Genomic DNA, 15,456 nt, shown 5'->3' with positions numbered 1-15,456 from the left:
TTATATTTTGTAACTACTAATCAAATTTCAGATCCAGACCCAGACCACGGAGTTCATGTATTAATACATTGAATGATTCCGGAACGCCTGCTTTCGGTATATTATCGCCTTTAACGATTGCTTCATATGCTTTTGCACGGCCTACGATGTCATCAGACTTAATGGTTAAGAGTTCCTGCAGGATATTGGATGCACCATATGCTTCCAGTGCCCACACCTCCATTTCACCAAAACGCTGACCACCGAACTGCGCCTTACCACCCAAAGGTTGCTGTGTGATGAGACTGTAGGGTCCGATAGAACGGGCGTGCATCTTGTCATCTACCATGTGGCTTAATTTAAGCATGTAGATAACACCCACGGTTGCTTTCTGGTGGAAACGGTCTCCCGTTTCGCCATCATACAGGTAAGTATGACCAAAGCTTGGCAGTTTAGCCTCTGTGATGTAGTCTGCTATTTCTTCTGTGGTAGCACCATCGAAGATTGGTGTAGCAAACCTTAATCCCAGCTGCAGACCAGCCCAACCCAGTACGGTTTCGTAAATCTGTCCAAGGTTCATACGGGAAGGTACGCCCAATGGGTTCAGTACGATATCTACCGGTGTACCATCTTCCAGGAACGGCATATCTTCATCACGCACAATTTTGGCAACGATACCCTTGTTACCGTGACGACCCGCCATCTTATCACCCACTTTCAGTTTACGTTTGCTGGCCAGGTAAACCTTAGCCAGTTTCAGTACTCCGGCTGGTAACTCATCACCAATTGAGATGTTGAACTTTTCGCGTTTGTAGCGACCCAGTTCTTCATTGTACTTGATGTTATAGTTATGCAGCAGTGTATTGATCTGATCGTTTGTGCCTTCGTCTGTAGTCCAGCCCAAAGGATTAACGTTCTGGAAGTCTATGTTAGCCAGGTTCTTGGAAGAGAACTTGGAACCTTTGGAGATCAGTACTTCACCATAAGTATTGGTGATACCGGATGAAGTTCTGTCTTTCAGCAGGGTAAGCAGTTTGCTCATCAATACTTCCAGCAGGTCTTCTTCATTCTTCTGGTGTACTTTTTCCAGTTTTTCCAGAGACGCCTTTTCACGGGTCTTAGAGTTCTTATCTTTCTTGGCGCGGCTGAACAATTTCTTGTCGATTACCACACCTTCTGTGCTTGGAGGTGCTTTCAGAGAAGCATCTTTCGCATCAGAAGCCTTATCACCGAAGATTGCACGGAGCAGTTTTTCTTCAGGAGAAGGATCAGATTCACCACGTGGGGTGATCTTACCGATCAGGATATCACCTTCTTTAATGTGAGCACCTACACGGATGATACCGTTCTGATCCAGATCTTTGGTAGCTTCCTCACTTACGTTTGGAATATCTGGAGTCAGTTCTTCTTCACCCAGTTTGGTATCACGTACTTCCAGTTCATATTCATCGATATGGATGGAAGTGAAGAGATCCTCACGGCCTACACGCTCAGAGATTACGATAGCATCCTCAAAGTTGTAACCTTTCCATGGCATGAACGCCACTTTCATGTTACGACCCAGCGCCAGCTCACCAGCACGGGTAGCATAACCTTCTGTGAGGAAGTCGCCATATACCAGCTGTTGTCCTTTCTTAACGGCAGGACGCAGGTTGATACAGGTGCTCTGGTTCGTTTTAACGAATTTGGTTAGCTGATATACTTTCAGATCATCTTCAAAAGACACCAGTTTCTGCATTTCATCTCGTACATAACGTACATGGATTTCATTTGCATCAACGAATTCAACTGTACCATTACCTTCAGAAGTGATCTGCAAACGTGAGTCACGAGCTGCTTTTCCTTCCAGACCGGTACCTACGATAGGCACCTGTGGATTGATCAGCGGAACCGCCTGACGTTGCATGTTTGATCCCATCAACGCACGGTTGGCATCATCATGTTCAAGGAACGGAATCAGGGAAGCGCTCAAACCAACGATCTGGTTAGGAGCAACGTCCATATATTCTACTTCCTCTCTGTCTAATATTGGGAAATCACCGGTTTCGCGGGATTTAACCTTTTCGTTCAGGAAGCGGCCTTCATCATCAAGTGGTGCATTTGCCTGGGCTATCTTCACAGAATCTTCTTCTTCAGCACTCAGGAACTGCACTTTGTCCATATCTACTTTACCGTCGCGCACCTTGCGGTAAGGCGTTTCGATAAAGCCCATGTCGTTCACTTTAGCGTGTACGCAAAGGGTAGAGATCAGACCGATGTTTGGTCCTTCTGGTGTTTCGATAGTACACAGACGGCCATAGTGGCTATAGTGTACGTCACGCACCTCAAAACCTGCTCTTTCACGACTCAAACCACCGGGCCCGAGCGCGGAGATACGACGTTTGTGCGTGATCTCTGACAATGGGTTGGTCTGATCCAGGAACTGGCTCAGCTGGCTGGTACCAAAGAAGGAGTTGATAACAGAAGATAACGTCCTCGCATTGATCAGGTCTACCGGAGTAAATACTTCATTATCACGCACGTTCATTCTCTCACGGATGGTACGGGCCATACGGGCCAGACCAACACCGAACTGCGCATACAATTGTTCACCCACGGTACGTACACGACGGTTGCTCAGGTGATCGATATCATCGATTTCCGCTTTGCTGTTCGTCAGTTGTACCAGGTATTTTATGATAGAGATGATATCATCTTTGGTAAGCACCTTCATATCCAGTGGAGTAGGCAGACCCAGTTTCCTGTTGATCTTATAACGTCCTACATCACCCAGATCGTAACGCTTATCAGAGAAGAATAATTTATCAATGATACCCCTTGCTGTTTCATCATCCGGCGCATCTGCTCCACGCAACTGGCGGTAGATGTGCTGAACGGCTTCCAGCTCAGAGTTAGATGTATCTTTATTTAAAGTATTGTAGATAATAGAGAAGTCACCACTCACTTCTTCCTTCTGCACGAACACGCTTTTCACGCCCATATCCACGATGGTCTCGATATTCGCCTCATCCAGGATACTATCACGTTCGAGCATGATTTCATTACGCTCGATACTCACAACTTCACCGGTATCTTCATCCACAAAATCTTCTACCCAGCTTCTGAGTACACGTGCACCGAGTTTCTTACCAGCGTATTTCTCCAGGCTCTTCTTATCTGCTTTAACTTCATCTGCCATGCCAAACAGCTGCAGGATATCTTTATCCGTTTCGTAGCCGATGGCACGTAACAGGGTTGTTACCGGGAATTTCTTCTTACGGTCGATGTATGCATACATCACATTATTAATGTCTGTAGCAAACTCCATCCACGCACCCTTGAACGGGATCACCCTTGCAGAGTAGATCTTGGTTCCGTTTGGATGTACAGATTGACCAAAGAATACACCAGGAGAACGATGGAGTTGAGATACTACCACGCGTTCAGCTCCATTAATCACGAACGTACCTCTAGGCGTCATGTAGGGTATGTTCCCAAGGAACACGTCCTGCACAATGGTCTGGAAGTCAACGTGCTCTTCATCATTACAGCTCAGGCGCAGTTTCGCCTTCAGCGGTACTGAATAAGTAAGCCCACGTTCAATACATTCCTCTATAGTATATCGCGGAGGGTCTACAAAGTAGTCCAGAAACTCCAGATTGAAGATATTTCGGGTATCTGTTATCGGGAAGTTCTCCTTAAATACTTTAAAAAGGCCTTCATTGTTACGTTTATCTGGTGTGGTTTCTAACTGGAAGAAATCCTTGAAAGATTGAATCTGGATAGCCAACAAATCCGGTGTCTCAGTCACTTGTTTGATCTTTCCAAAATTTACTCTTTCTTGTGTTTGGGCTTTTTTTAGAGACATATTCGAAGTTAGCAGTTATATTAACTTATATAATATTGTGAAGAAGCAAATCACAACATGAATCGGGGAAATTAAGATTTCTTTGCCAAATACCCTTCAAAAATTTCTGTCTTCTCTATTTGTCAAATCAACCGACCTGGTGATTTCCCCTTTTTTGACTCTCCGAAAAGACACTTTCCCAAAGGGAAGAAGGCCAAAAGTGCCAGAAGCACTTTTGACCTTTATAAAGAGGTATCCTTAAGCAAAGAATTACTGAATTTCAACGTCAGCGCCAGCTTCTGTTAATTTGTTCTTCAGGTCTTCTGCTTCAGCTTTGCTCACACCTTCTTTCAAAGGTTTTGGAGCACCGTCTACCAGTTCCTTAGCTTCTTTCAGACCAAGACCTGTCAGATCCTTAACGATCTTAACTACGTTCAGTTTGCTAGCACCTGCAGATTTCAGGATAACGTTGAAGGCAGTTTTTTCTTCAGCAGCAGCTGTTTCGCCACCACCTGCAGAAACTACAACTGCAGCAGCAGCTGGTTCAATACCGTATTCACTTTTCAGGAAATCGGCCAGTTCTTGTACTTCCTTAACAGTTAAACCTACTAATTGTTCGGCTAATGCTTTAACGTCTGCCATTTGTATAATTTTTAAAAGATGTTTGTAATGTTGTTAAACAGAGTGTTTTATAATTTGACTTGGAAGCCATTTTTGTTTGTCACCTGGTGGTAACTGATTATTCTGCTGCAGGAGCTGCTTCTACACCAGCTTCTTCTTTCTTGCCTTTTTCCAGCAAAGCAGCGATAACGCGTTTTGCAGGAGATTGCAACAGACCGATAACGTCTCCAATGAGTTCGTTCTTGGTCTTGATCTTCACCAGATTAGCCAGTTGATTGTCTCCCAGGTAAACTTCATCTGCTACGAAAGCAGCTTTCAGTTCTGGTTTCTCAACTTTCTTATTTTCCTTACGGAAAGTAGAAATGATCAACGCTGGTTCCTTAGGACTGTCAGAGAACATCAGGGCAGTTACGCCATTCAGTGCACTGAATACACCTTCGTACTTAGTACTGTCCAGAGATTCCAATGCCTTACGGATGAGAGTGTTCTTAGCCACCTTCATTTCTACATTCTTATCAAAACAAACCTTCCTCAGGTTGTTCACCTGTGCAACGGTCAAAGACTCGGTGTTGGTGATGTAGAAGTTGTTATATTGAGAGAACTTGCTTTTCAGCAGTTCAATCGCTTCGTTTTTTTGATCTTTGTTCATAGCTTTTTTCAATTTGTTGATCTACCAGAAGGTGAATCAGTTAGTTTTGAACAGATTTAGTGTCAACTGTGATACTTGGGCTCATGGTGCTTGCCATAGATAAGCCTCTCAGATAGAGACCTTTCGCAGTAGCAGGTTTCAGCCTGATAATAGCGTTGATCAGTTCCTGTGAGTTCTGTTCGATCTTGTCGGAAGCAAATGATACACGGCCGATAGAAGCATGGATAATACCAGCCTTATCTACCTTGAAAGTAATCTTACCACCTTTCACCTCATTAACTGCTGCAGCTACATCATTAGTAACAGTACCAGTTTTAGGGTTAGGCATCAGGTTACGGGGACCAAGTATTTTACCCAGCTTACCTATTTTAGGCATAACAGCAGGAGTAGCAACAATTACATCAATATCAGTCCAACCTGCTTCGATCTTCTGAATAAATTCATCCAGACCAACGAAATCAGCACCGGCCTCTTTTGCAGCAGCTTCTTTATCAGGAGTGCAAAGAACCAATACACGTTTAGTTTTACCAGTACCATGGGGAAGCGTTACGGAACCACGGATAGCCTGATCTGCTTTCTTGGGATCTACGCCCAGACGGATATGTAAATCGACAGAGCTGTCGAATTTTGTGCAGTTAATGTCTTTTACAAGAGTGGAGGCTTCTTTCAGGCTGTATACCTTGTTTTTGTCCACCTTTGTATCGGCTGCTTTTCTTTTCTTCGTTGCCATTGCAAAATGTTTTAAAAGTTAACCTGCGTTCAACAGGGTGACACAATTAGTTGCCCCAAGGAGCGTTACCCTCAACAGTAATACCCATAGAACGGGCGGTACCAGCTACCATTTTCATGGCGCTTTCTTTCGTAAAGCAGTTCAGGTCGGCCATCTTATCAGCTGCAATAGCTTCAACCTGTGCCCAGGTTACCTTACCTACTTTATTACGGTTGGGCTCTTTGGAACCACTCTGCAATTTGGCTGCTTCCAGCAACTGTACAGGAGCGGGAGGTGTTTTAATTACAAAATCAAATGATTTGTCGGTGTAAACAGTCAGCAATACAGGCAATACTTTACCCATTTTATCCTGGGTACGGGCATTGAACTGTTTGCAAAACTCCATGATGTTCACACCTTTGGAACCCAGCGCGGGACCAATCGGAGGTGCAGGATTGGCCTGGCCGCCTTTTACCTGCAATTTCACGTACGTTGCGATCTCTTTTGCCATGTTGTTTCAGTTTAATTTGGTGAAAACGTTCTGTCTTAGACAGGACTCCCAAAACTAAAAGGACGAAATTTTACCTTTTAAAGGGGATGCAAAGGTATATAATAATATATATAAAGACAAAAAGAATTTGCTTTCGGGCATCCTTTTTGCTATTATCATTCGTTTGGGGTATAAATTTTACAATTCTATTGCAAAACTGTTCTTGCTTTTATTAGCCGGTACAAACATTCAAGGTTAACAGATCTCCGGCAAGTGAGACAAATCTAATTTAATTTACCGGAATTCCCAGCCTTGTTAACAAGAATAAAAACATTTTTTAATATCTGTCCTGAATCCCCCTCTCCCCTCCCCAAATAATGTCCCGAATGCCCTCAACCTTCCCTCACGTTATATGTTATCTTTAATAAAACACCACCAATTATGAAACGTCTGTTGTTATTTTTAACTGCCTTTCTCCTCCTGGCCGTCACCTATTCGACTAAAGCACAAACTGCTGAACAGCAAAAAGCCTGGACGGATTACATGACTCCGGGCAAAATCCACCAGATGCTGGCAAAAGATGATGGCGACTGGACCTTTGACATGACCTATTGGATGTCTCCTGGTGCTAATGCTTCTACGTCTACCGGTACCACAGAAAATAAAATGGTTCTGGGAGGACGCTACCAGGAATCTGTTCACAAAGCCATGATGGAAGGGATGCAGTTTGAAGGACATGGCCTGCTTGGCTATGACAATTCTAAAAACCTCTTTCAGAACACCTGGGCCGATAACATGGGCACTGGTATAATGTTCCTGGAAGGTAAATGGGATGAGCCTACTAAATCAATTACTCTTAGGGGTAAAAGCTTTGACCCGATGACCGGCAAAGATATGGAGGTAAAACAGGTATATAAGATGGTAGACGACGATCATCATACCCTGGAAATGTACATGCCGAGCGGAGATAAGGAATTCAAGAATATGGAAATCAAATTCACCCGTAAGAAGTAATGCTCTTACAAATTGATTGAAAGCCTTCCTGGTAACCACCGGGAAGGTTTTTTGTTTAGCCCTGCAGGATCTTCAGGCATATCCTCTCCAGGTTCTACCCCCGAATCCATGGAAATAAAAAATCCGGTTGAGCCAATACTCCATAAAAAAAGTCCCGGCTTACCGCCAGGACTTCCTTATTTTCTTACACTGAAATAGTTAGCTAATTTTTTCTACCTGCATGAAGTTCAGTTCAACAGGGGTAGCACGACCGAATATTTTTACAGTTACTTTCAGCTTCTTCTTATCCTCTATCACTTCTTCGATCACACCGTTAAAGTCGTTGAATGGTCCGTCTATGATCTTGATTGTTTCGCCAACAATGAAAGGTTCGCTCATGGTCAGTCCGTTATCTGACATCTCATCTACTTTACCCAGCATTTTGTTTACCTCTGCTTTACGCAGTGCAATTGGCTTATCCTTACCAAGGAAGTGAATAACGCCGGAAACGTTGCGAATAGCCTGGATTACATCATCAGACATTTTACCATCTATCGCTTCTATCATGATATAACCAGGATAAAAGTTCTTTTCACGCATCACTTTTTTACCTGCCAATACTTTATACACTTTCTCTACAGGCAGGAAGATCTGAGTAATCATACTCCCCCAGTCAGAACGGCGTACTTCAATATCCAGGTACTCCTTCACTTTCCTTTCTTTACCACTTACTACACGCAGTACATACCATTTCGTATCCTGAGCAGGAGCAACGGCTTCGTGCTCTACCTCGGGAATGGGAATATTTTTTTCCTTTTCCTGTTCTTGTTCTTCTTGTTCCTCTTCAGGGGTAATTGATTCGTCGATCATTATCAGAACATTTTATAATACTGAGTTAACACTAAGTTAGAAAGGGCATCCATACCCCATACAACGAGTGTAATAACAACAGTTGCTATTAAAACTACCATTGTAGAGGACTGCAGCTCCTGCCAGGTAGGCCAGGACACTTTATGCACCAGTTCGTGATAAGATTCCCGGAAGTAAGTTCTAATCTTATTCATGGTTTAATATTATTAACCGTTTAAAAACGTGAAAGGTGAAAAGTGAAAGGTGATTAAAATCATTCACTTTTCACCTTTCACTTTCAACATTTAGTGCACGGGCAGTAGGATTCGAACCCACATCAAAGGTTTTGGAGACCTCTATTCTACCATTGAACTATGCCCGTATAAAAAGCCATTAGCTGCGAGCGTCTGACTGATCAGCAGTTCAAATTTACTAAATTTTCTCTGCTAACCGCAATTTGCTAATTGCTAATGGCCTTATTTCGAAAAAGTGATTACTTGATAATTTCTGTAACCTGACCTGCACCTACGGTACGTCCACCTTCGCGGATAGCGAATTTCAGACCTTTTTCCATAGCGATTGGCTGGATCAGCTTAACAGTCAGTGATACGTTATCACCTGGCATAACCATTTCAACACCTGCTGGTAATTCAACTTCACCTGTTACGTCAGTTGTACGGAAGTAGAACTGCGGACGGTATTTGTTGAAGAACGGAGTGTGACGGCCACCTTCTTCTTTGCTCAGTACGTATACTTCACATTTGAAATCAGTGTGCGGAGTGATAGAACCTGGTTTGCAAATAACCATACCACGACGGATCTGGCTCTTTTCAATACCACGCAGTAACAGACCAGCATTATCACCAGCTTCACCTCTGTCAAGTAATTTCTTGAACATTTCAACACCAGTACAAGTTGAAGTCAATGGTTTTTCCATCAGACCTACGATCTCAACTGGTTCACCTACGTTGATAACACCACGCTCGATACGACCAGTAGCAACAGTACCACGACCAGTAATAGAGAATACGTCCTCAACAGACATCAGGAATGGCATATCAACCGGACGAGGAGGCAGCGGGATGTAAGAATCCACAGCGTCCATCAAATCGTCAACAGCTTTAACCCATTTTTCGTCACCAGCTAAAGCGCCGGTAGCAGAACCCTGGATGATTGGAGTATTATCTCCATCGTAGTTGTATTTGCTCAGCAGTTCGCGAATTTCCAGTTCAACCAGTTCCAGCAACTCAGGATCATCAACCAGGTCAACTTTATTCATGAACACAACGATACGTGGAACACCTACCTGGCGAGCCAACAGAATGTGTTCTTTAGTTTGTGGCATCGGACCATCTGTAGCGGCAACCACCAGGATAGCACCGTCCATCTGCGCAGCACCAGTGATCATATTCTTCACATAGTCAGCGTGACCTGGACAGTCAACGTGAGCATAGTGACGAGTAGCAGTAGCATACTCAACGTGTGCTGTATTGATGGTAATACCTCTTTCTTTTTCTTCAGGAGCCGCATCGATTTCATCATATCCTCTCTTCTCTGCCAGACCCTTGTTTGCCAAAATCGTAGTAATGGCAGCAGTTAAGGTAGTTTTACCGTGGTCAACGTGGCCGATGGTACCAATGTTTACGTGGGGTTTATCCCGCTTAAAGGTTTCTTTTGCCATTGTATTTTACTTTTTAGATGGTTTGTAAAGATTGTATTGAATTGTTGTTTTAAAAAAACGGTTTTACAAACTTGTACCGCTGATGAGAATTGAACTCATGACCATTTCCGGCACGAAGACCGGAACCGCTCTTCCACTGAGCTACAACGAAATTCCGGATCCCGGATGTTAGAAATCCGCAGAGCTGTTGATGAGAATTGAACTCACGACCTCTTCCTTACCAAGGAAGTGCTCTACCCCTGAGCTACAACAGCTTGTACTTATTTGTAAAAGAACTCTTTCGTTAACCAATGGTTGCCCATCAGGTTAACTAATGAGCGGGAGACGAGGTTCGAACCCGCGACCTACAGCTTGGAAGGCTGTCGCTCTACCAACTGAGCTACTCCCGCATTTGTAAAAATCATTATCTAAAGATCTACTTCCCTCTACTCAAACTTCCCCGTAACAAGGATGTTCCGCCTTTGCGAGGGGCAAAGGCGGAACATTTGCACTGTGTGGGCAGGACAGGATTCGAACCTGTGAAGACGAATCAGCGGATTTACAGTCCGCCCCATTTGGCCACTCTGGAACCTGCCCGTCCTTAATCCTAAAACTCCTTTTCAAAAACCATGTCCATCATCTGGACTTCTTTTTGCTTCGGAATTTTCCGGAGCCACCAGAGGGATTCGAACCCCCGACCCACTGATTACAAATCAGTAGCTCTGGCCAACTGAGCTATGGTGGCATACCAAGTGTTTATAAAAGGTATCCGTTAAAAGAGGTGCAAAAATAACAGTATTTAGATAATCTCAAAATCTTTTTTTTGCGCCCGGATACAAATTTCAAAACTTGTTTCTTTTGGCTAAAATGCCCTACAGTAAAGAACTTTACTACCTTCGCCGATCCCTTTTTTCGATCGGGATGGCAAAGGTAGTAAACAGATATTTAATTCCAAAATATTTTTAAGGATTTACTGAAATTTCTTCTCTTTCTGCCTCTTGATCTGGGTTACAACTGAATCAAAGGCTAAGTCAAAGGACTCTTCAAAGGATTTAGATTCATGCTTTACAAAGAGGTCCTGGCGGGGAATGTGTACTTTAATCTCGGCAATTTTGTCTCTTACCTGATGGGCTATACCATCTAACTTTAAGAAAACTTCAACACTGATAATACGGTCATAAAAGGTATTGAGTTTCTGAAGCTTTTTGCTCACATGATCAATTAGCTTGGAATCAGCATCGAAGTGCACAGTTTGAATCTGAACGTTCATAGCATTTTAATTTTTAATATTTAACAATCTTATTCATGCTTGTAGCATTACGTCCATAGGCTTTAAGTTGGTTTATTGGTAAAAAATAACGGATATGGTAATCATCAAAGAACTCATTACTAATTTAGTCACTTTTACTCTCTTATTCATAACCATTTAGTAATATTTTGTTAATATTCCTTATCCCTTTGGATGAGCCTTCTTATAAGCCTCTTTTAGCTTCTCAATGCTATTGGATGTATATACCTGGGTAGATGCAAGACTGGAATGACCCAGCAATTCCTTTACGGCGTTCAGATCAGCGCCATTGTTAGTGAGGTGGGTGGCAAACGTATGTCGCAGAATATGAGGACTCTTACGGTTAATGGTAGTTATCTGGTGCTCCGTCAGGTAATCCCTGACAACATTGTATACATATTTGGGATATAACTTACGACCCGACCGGGGATTTACCAGCAATACCTCCTGATCGTATTCTGCCAGCTCCTTACTGCGGTTTTCCCTGTAAATAGATATCTCCTCCATTAATGCCGGACTTATGGGAATAATCCGCTCCTTATTGCCCTTTCCCAACACTTTAATAGTGAGATTACCTTTGTCAACATGCCTTTCCCGCAGGGAAATCAGTTCTGATAAACGAATGCCCGTATTATACAGAATCCCAAAGATCAACTGATGGGTCAGTCCTTCAAGGTTGCTGGAAAAAACCGGCTCTTTTTCATGCCCCCTCCGCATGCTATGGTTATCTTCCAGGGCCTGCATCCCCTTTTCATCAATAAAGCCGGGCAACCGCTTGCCAATTTTGGGCGCAGTGACCTTCGTCATAGGAGTAAGCACTACCTCTCCATGCCGTAAAGCGTATTTGAAGAATGATTTAAGGGAGGAAATTTTGCGGTTAACTGTTTTGGCCACATTATCATGCTCCATGAGCCAGGCCAGCCATGTACGGACATGCGAATGGGTGATGCCCCTAAGTGGCACATCACCATAAATTGACTGCAAAAACGTAAAAAACTGGGTAAGATCTTGCTGATATGCAGCGAAAGTATGCTCAGAGTATCGTTTTTCGAGCCGGATATAAGCCAGGAAGCGGGTGGCTACCGGATGTAATTCTTCGCTCAATACAAAAAAATTGATGATTGTAAAGTTATATAAAACCTTACAATCATCACATATCTTGCGTTGGAATTATGTAATTCGAATTAATCGTCCAATTTACCACTAGCCAACTGCTGTTTGTAAACAGCTTTCAGTACCTGAGTACGACGCTTTACAGAAGGCTTGGTAAAAGATTGACGTGTCCTGAGTTGCAGCAGGATACGAGCTTTCTCAAACTTCTTTTTATACTTCTTGAGCGCCTTGTCAATATTTTCGCAATCTTTAGAATCGATGATCAACATAGTATTAGTCTCCTTTTTTTCAGGAAGGCAAAGATATAGCATTGTTTTAAAAAAACAAAAAAATGTGAAAGGAGAATTATCAGGCAGGCATACAGAATAACCCTGCCATGGCAGGCCGGGAAGAGTAACTCTCCCGTTCCCCTCAATCTCCATATTATTAATTAAATTAGCTCCATGTTTACAGGAATAATAGAATCATCAGGAGAAGTAATAGCCACCAGGAAGGATGGCAGCAACATGGAAATTACCATCAGTTCCACACTTACGCCAGAACTGAAAGTGGATCAGAGCATCTCACATAACGGCGTATGCCTCACCGTAACCCGCATCCAGGACGATACCTATAATATAGTGGCTGTGGCAGAAACATTGCAGAAAAGCAATATCGGCCTGCTTACCCCAGGCGAAAAAGTAAACCTGGAAAGAGCCATGGTATTCAATGGCCGTATAGATGGTCACCTGGTACAAGGTCATGTAGACAGCGTGGGCGAATGCGTTTCCTGCACACCGAAGGATGGAAGCTGGGAATACCGCTTTCGCTACCCTGCTGATTTTGCAGCCCTCATAGTGGAAAAAGGATCAATCTGCCTGAACGGGATCAGTCTGACCGTATTCGATGTGACTGATACAGAATTCACCGTGGCTGTAATCCCTTACACATACGAATTCACTAATATCTCTTCTGTTAAGTCCGGCAGTACAGTCAACCTGGAATTCGATATCCTGGGTAAATACGTGGCCCGACAATTATCCCTCAAAGAATAACTATGAAACTTACTTCCGCCCTGGCCATCCGTTACCCCATCATCATGGCTCCCATGTTCCTCGTTAGCAATGAAAAAATGACCAAAGCCGCTATGGATAATGGGATAGCGGGGACCTTTCCGACTCTCAACTTCCGCAAAGAGGGTGAACTGAAAGCCGTGCTGGAAAATCTGAATCAACACCTGGCTCAGCTTCCTCCCGGACAAGGAACATATGGGGTAAACCTCATCGTACAAAAGACGAATCCTTTGTATTCCAAACACTTAAAAGAATGCGTGGATGCAAAGGTGCCTTTTTACATTACTTCCCTGGGGAGCCCAAAAGAAGTGATAGCAGCTGCACATAGCTATGGTGCTAAAGTATTGTGCGATGTAACTAACATTCAACATGCAGAAAAAGCTGCAAAAGCGGGCTGTGATGGTTTCATTGCAGTATGTGCTGGTGCTGGCGGACATGCCGGCCCCTACCCTATGCACATCCTCATACCGGCATTACAAAAGGCTTTCCCGGATAAGATCCTGGTAGCTGCCGGTGGCATCGCTACAGGACAGCAAATGGCAAGCGCTCTGGTTCTGGGGGCACACGGGGCATCCATAGGCACCCGCTTTATTGCCAGTACAGAAGCTCCGGTAAGTGAAGAATACAAAAATGGCATCCTTAATTATGGCATGGAGGATATTGTATTGACAGAACGCCTGTCAGGCACACCCTGCAACGTAATCAATACTCCCGCGGCTAAAAAACTGGGCTATAAACAGAACTGGTTCGAAAAACTATTGAGCAACAACCAGCGGACACGCAAATACTTCAAAATGCTGGTACAGGTGCGGGGCATGAAGAAACTGGAACAGGCAGTGAAACCCAATAACTATCAACAGCTATGGACTGCCGGTCAAAGTGTTGAAATGGTATACGAGATCAGCAGCATTAAGGATATAGTAGCCCATCTTACTTCAGATTTAAAGACTTCTTTCAAAGAAATGGCTTCCCTGCAGAAAGATTATGAATAAATAACCCAGACCTCTAATCCGATTAAAACTCATCTTACTATCTCATTATATCCGGTACATCCGATATAAGAGATATGCCCCAAAGGATACTTGCATTGAAATTAAATATGAGTGCTTAGCAGGAAGTAGTTTAAACGGGTAGTAAGCAGGAGGTAAACGGGAGGTAAACAGGTATTTACCGAACAAACACCTGTTTACCTCCTGCTTACTACCTGCTTACTACCTGCTTAAACACTACCCCGTACATACGATATACCAACCTTTTACCCAGCCCCTACTAAAGCTTATATCCGTAACAAAACCATCCTATCCCATTATCCTCATTTTCTGGAACGATTTTTTCTATTTTTATCAAAAATTCAATTGAAAGTATTTCTCACAGTATTGCAGTTGCTATTCTGGCTACCAGCGCTGAGCCAAACGAACGGTATTAAGACGATTACGGCTATATATGACACCACCGCAGTAGCCGAACTATACGACCGTATTCCTATAGGATTAAAACTGATATATAATAATGGCCAGCTAAGGCAGACAGAGGGTTTTCTGGAGGGTAATTACCGCTGGAACCGTATTAAAGTAACTACCAGTAACGGCTCTTTCCAGGATGGATACCTGATCATAAACCGTAAACGATTGGCAGAACAGCAATATAAAGTGATTCTGTCACTTACTTTTCCCGATGCACCAGAACCATTTCCGGTCTCACTTGCCCTTCCTTATGTGAAAAGCATCAGGTTCAATCATTATGCAGACAGTTTGAAAAGGGATATTCATTTTTATCTTAATGTAGAAGGCATATTCAGCAGTGGTAAAATATTTCCACTGGATACTTCGGCAGTAAAATTCGAGGTGAGTGAAGGGAAAATGATAGGCCAGGACTTATTACTGGATCTGAAAAATACTACTACACGTATCATCACAGTAACCGCAATATATAAACATGATCCTTCCATTAAAGCAGTAACCAACATCCCGGTAAAACAATTACCAGACGATGAATCTAAGATCCTACCCAATAATTATAACACACGGCACTGACATCAGATCAGCGAGCGTGCTTTTAATTCCAGGTATTTATTGATCACATTCGTGGTCAATTGCTGAGGAGTGGTCAACAAAGACATGATACCATACTGCGTGAGCTCTCTTACTCAATAATCAGGAATTAACGGCGCGGGTATCTTATCGTGTAAGAGATGTACTACAGATAGAAACTGAGATGGAACATCTTC

General features: G+C 43.2%; 15 protein-coding genes and 6 tRNA genes. 4 read left to right on the top strand and 17 right to left on the bottom strand.

Annotated elements, in window-relative coordinates:
• Positions 1 to 16 precede the first annotated feature (16 nt).
• The 5 genes from rpoB to rplK form a co-directional block, all read right to left on the bottom strand.
• Entirely contained in the window at positions 17 to 3,826 is a 3,810-nt protein-coding gene (rpoB, locus tag BM176_RS29325; protein WP_090107963.1) for a DNA-directed RNA polymerase subunit beta, read from the bottom strand.
• Positions 3,827 to 4,075: 249 nt separating this feature from the next.
• Positions 4,076 to 4,447 (bottom strand): 50S ribosomal protein L7/L12, encoded by a 372-nt coding sequence (rplL, locus tag BM176_RS29320; protein ID WP_090107962.1) that lies wholly within the window; start codon positions 4,445 to 4,447, stop codon positions 4,076 to 4,078.
• Positions 4,448 to 4,544: 97 nt separating this feature from the next.
• Positions 4,545 to 5,075, bottom strand: coding sequence for a 50S ribosomal protein L10 (rplJ, locus tag BM176_RS29315; RefSeq protein WP_090107961.1), 531 nt, complete (start codon positions 5,073 to 5,075; stop codon positions 4,545 to 4,547).
• A 40-nt stretch (positions 5,076 to 5,115) separates the two neighbouring features.
• Positions 5,116 to 5,805 (bottom strand): 50S ribosomal protein L1, encoded by a 690-nt coding sequence (rplA, locus tag BM176_RS29310; protein WP_090107960.1) that lies wholly within the window; start codon positions 5,803 to 5,805, stop codon positions 5,116 to 5,118.
• Between the two features lie 46 nt (positions 5,806 to 5,851).
• Entirely contained in the window at positions 5,852 to 6,295 is a 444-nt protein-coding gene (gene rplK / locus BM176_RS29305) for a 50S ribosomal protein L11 (protein ID WP_090107959.1), read from the bottom strand.
• Positions 6,296 to 6,715: 420 nt separating this feature from the next.
• On the opposite strand from rplK, the gene BM176_RS29300 reads away from it, so the two are divergent.
• Complete coding sequence (locus tag BM176_RS29300) at positions 6,716 to 7,288, top strand: DUF1579 domain-containing protein (protein WP_090107958.1); 573 nt, start codon at positions 6,716 to 6,718, stop codon at positions 7,286 to 7,288.
• Positions 7,289 to 7,486: 198 nt separating this feature from the next.
• On the opposite strand, the gene nusG is transcribed toward BM176_RS29300, so the two are convergent.
• The 12 genes from nusG to rpsU form a co-directional block, all read right to left on the bottom strand.
• Positions 7,487 to 8,137 (bottom strand): transcription termination/antitermination protein NusG, encoded by a 651-nt coding sequence (gene nusG / locus BM176_RS29290; protein ID WP_255373608.1) that lies wholly within the window; start codon positions 8,135 to 8,137, stop codon positions 7,487 to 7,489.
• A gap of 2 nt (positions 8,138 to 8,139) precedes the next feature.
• Positions 8,140 to 8,331, bottom strand: a complete 192-nt coding sequence (gene secE / locus BM176_RS29285; RefSeq protein WP_089782540.1) for a preprotein translocase subunit SecE — start codon at positions 8,329 to 8,331, stop codon at positions 8,140 to 8,142.
• A 96-nt stretch (positions 8,332 to 8,427) separates the two neighbouring features.
• Positions 8,428 to 8,498: transfer RNA gene (locus BM176_RS29280), tRNA-Trp, on the bottom strand.
• Positions 8,499 to 8,609: 111 nt separating this feature from the next.
• Complete coding sequence (tuf, locus tag BM176_RS29275; RefSeq protein WP_090107956.1) at positions 8,610 to 9,797, bottom strand: elongation factor Tu; 1,188 nt, start codon at positions 9,795 to 9,797, stop codon at positions 8,610 to 8,612.
• Positions 9,798 to 9,871: 74 nt separating this feature from the next.
• A tRNA-OTHER gene (locus BM176_RS29270) sits at positions 9,872 to 9,946 on the bottom strand.
• Positions 9,947 to 9,979: 33 nt separating this feature from the next.
• Positions 9,980 to 10,051 (bottom strand) — tRNA-Thr (locus tag BM176_RS29265).
• 62 nt (positions 10,052 to 10,113) lie between these two features.
• A tRNA-Gly gene (locus BM176_RS29260) sits at positions 10,114 to 10,186 on the bottom strand.
• 106 nt (positions 10,187 to 10,292) lie between these two features.
• A tRNA-Tyr gene (locus BM176_RS29255) sits at positions 10,293 to 10,373 on the bottom strand.
• A 74-nt stretch (positions 10,374 to 10,447) separates the two neighbouring features.
• Positions 10,448 to 10,521, bottom strand: a tRNA-Thr gene (locus tag BM176_RS29250).
• A gap of 225 nt (positions 10,522 to 10,746) precedes the next feature.
• The gene (locus tag BM176_RS29245) at positions 10,747 to 11,046 is read right to left on the bottom strand and encodes an HPF/RaiA family ribosome-associated protein (RefSeq protein WP_090107955.1); all 300 of its coding nucleotides are present in this window, start codon (positions 11,044 to 11,046) and stop codon (positions 10,747 to 10,749) included.
• A 180-nt stretch (positions 11,047 to 11,226) separates the two neighbouring features.
• The gene (locus BM176_RS29240; protein WP_090107954.1) at positions 11,227 to 12,168 is read right to left on the bottom strand and encodes a tyrosine-type recombinase/integrase; all 942 of its coding nucleotides are present in this window, start codon (positions 12,166 to 12,168) and stop codon (positions 11,227 to 11,229) included.
• Positions 12,169 to 12,248: 80 nt separating this feature from the next.
• Positions 12,249 to 12,599 carry a 30S ribosomal protein S21 gene (gene rpsU, locus BM176_RS33015; RefSeq protein WP_255373607.1) on the bottom strand — a complete coding sequence of 117 codons (351 nt, stop codon included), beginning with the start codon at positions 12,597 to 12,599 and terminating at the stop codon, positions 12,249 to 12,251.
• Positions 12,600 to 12,620: 21 nt separating this feature from the next.
• Between rpsU and BM176_RS29230 the strand changes: the two genes are divergently transcribed.
• The 3 genes from BM176_RS29230 to BM176_RS29220 all read left to right on the top strand — a co-directional run bounded on the left by BM176_RS29230 (position 12,621) and on the right by BM176_RS29220 (position 15,262).
• Positions 12,621 to 13,211 (top strand): riboflavin synthase, encoded by a 591-nt coding sequence (locus BM176_RS29230; protein WP_090107953.1) that lies wholly within the window; start codon positions 12,621 to 12,623, stop codon positions 13,209 to 13,211.
• A gap of 2 nt (positions 13,212 to 13,213) precedes the next feature.
• The gene (locus BM176_RS29225; protein WP_090107952.1) at positions 13,214 to 14,221 is read left to right on the top strand and encodes an NAD(P)H-dependent flavin oxidoreductase; all 1,008 of its coding nucleotides are present in this window, start codon (positions 13,214 to 13,216) and stop codon (positions 14,219 to 14,221) included.
• Positions 14,222 to 14,584: 363 nt separating this feature from the next.
• Positions 14,585 to 15,262 carry a hypothetical protein gene (locus tag BM176_RS29220; RefSeq protein WP_090107951.1) on the top strand — a complete coding sequence of 226 codons (678 nt, stop codon included), beginning with the start codon at positions 14,585 to 14,587 and terminating at the stop codon, positions 15,260 to 15,262.
• Positions 15,263 to 15,456: the final 194 nt, after the last annotated feature.

The organism is Chitinophaga sp. CF118 (assembly GCF_900112615.1).
In the GTDB taxonomy this organism is placed as follows: Bacteria; Bacteroidota; Bacteroidia; order Chitinophagales; family Chitinophagaceae; genus Chitinophaga.
Note: the sequence above shows the minus strand (reverse complement) of the source record. Positions and strands in the feature narration are given on the sequence as shown.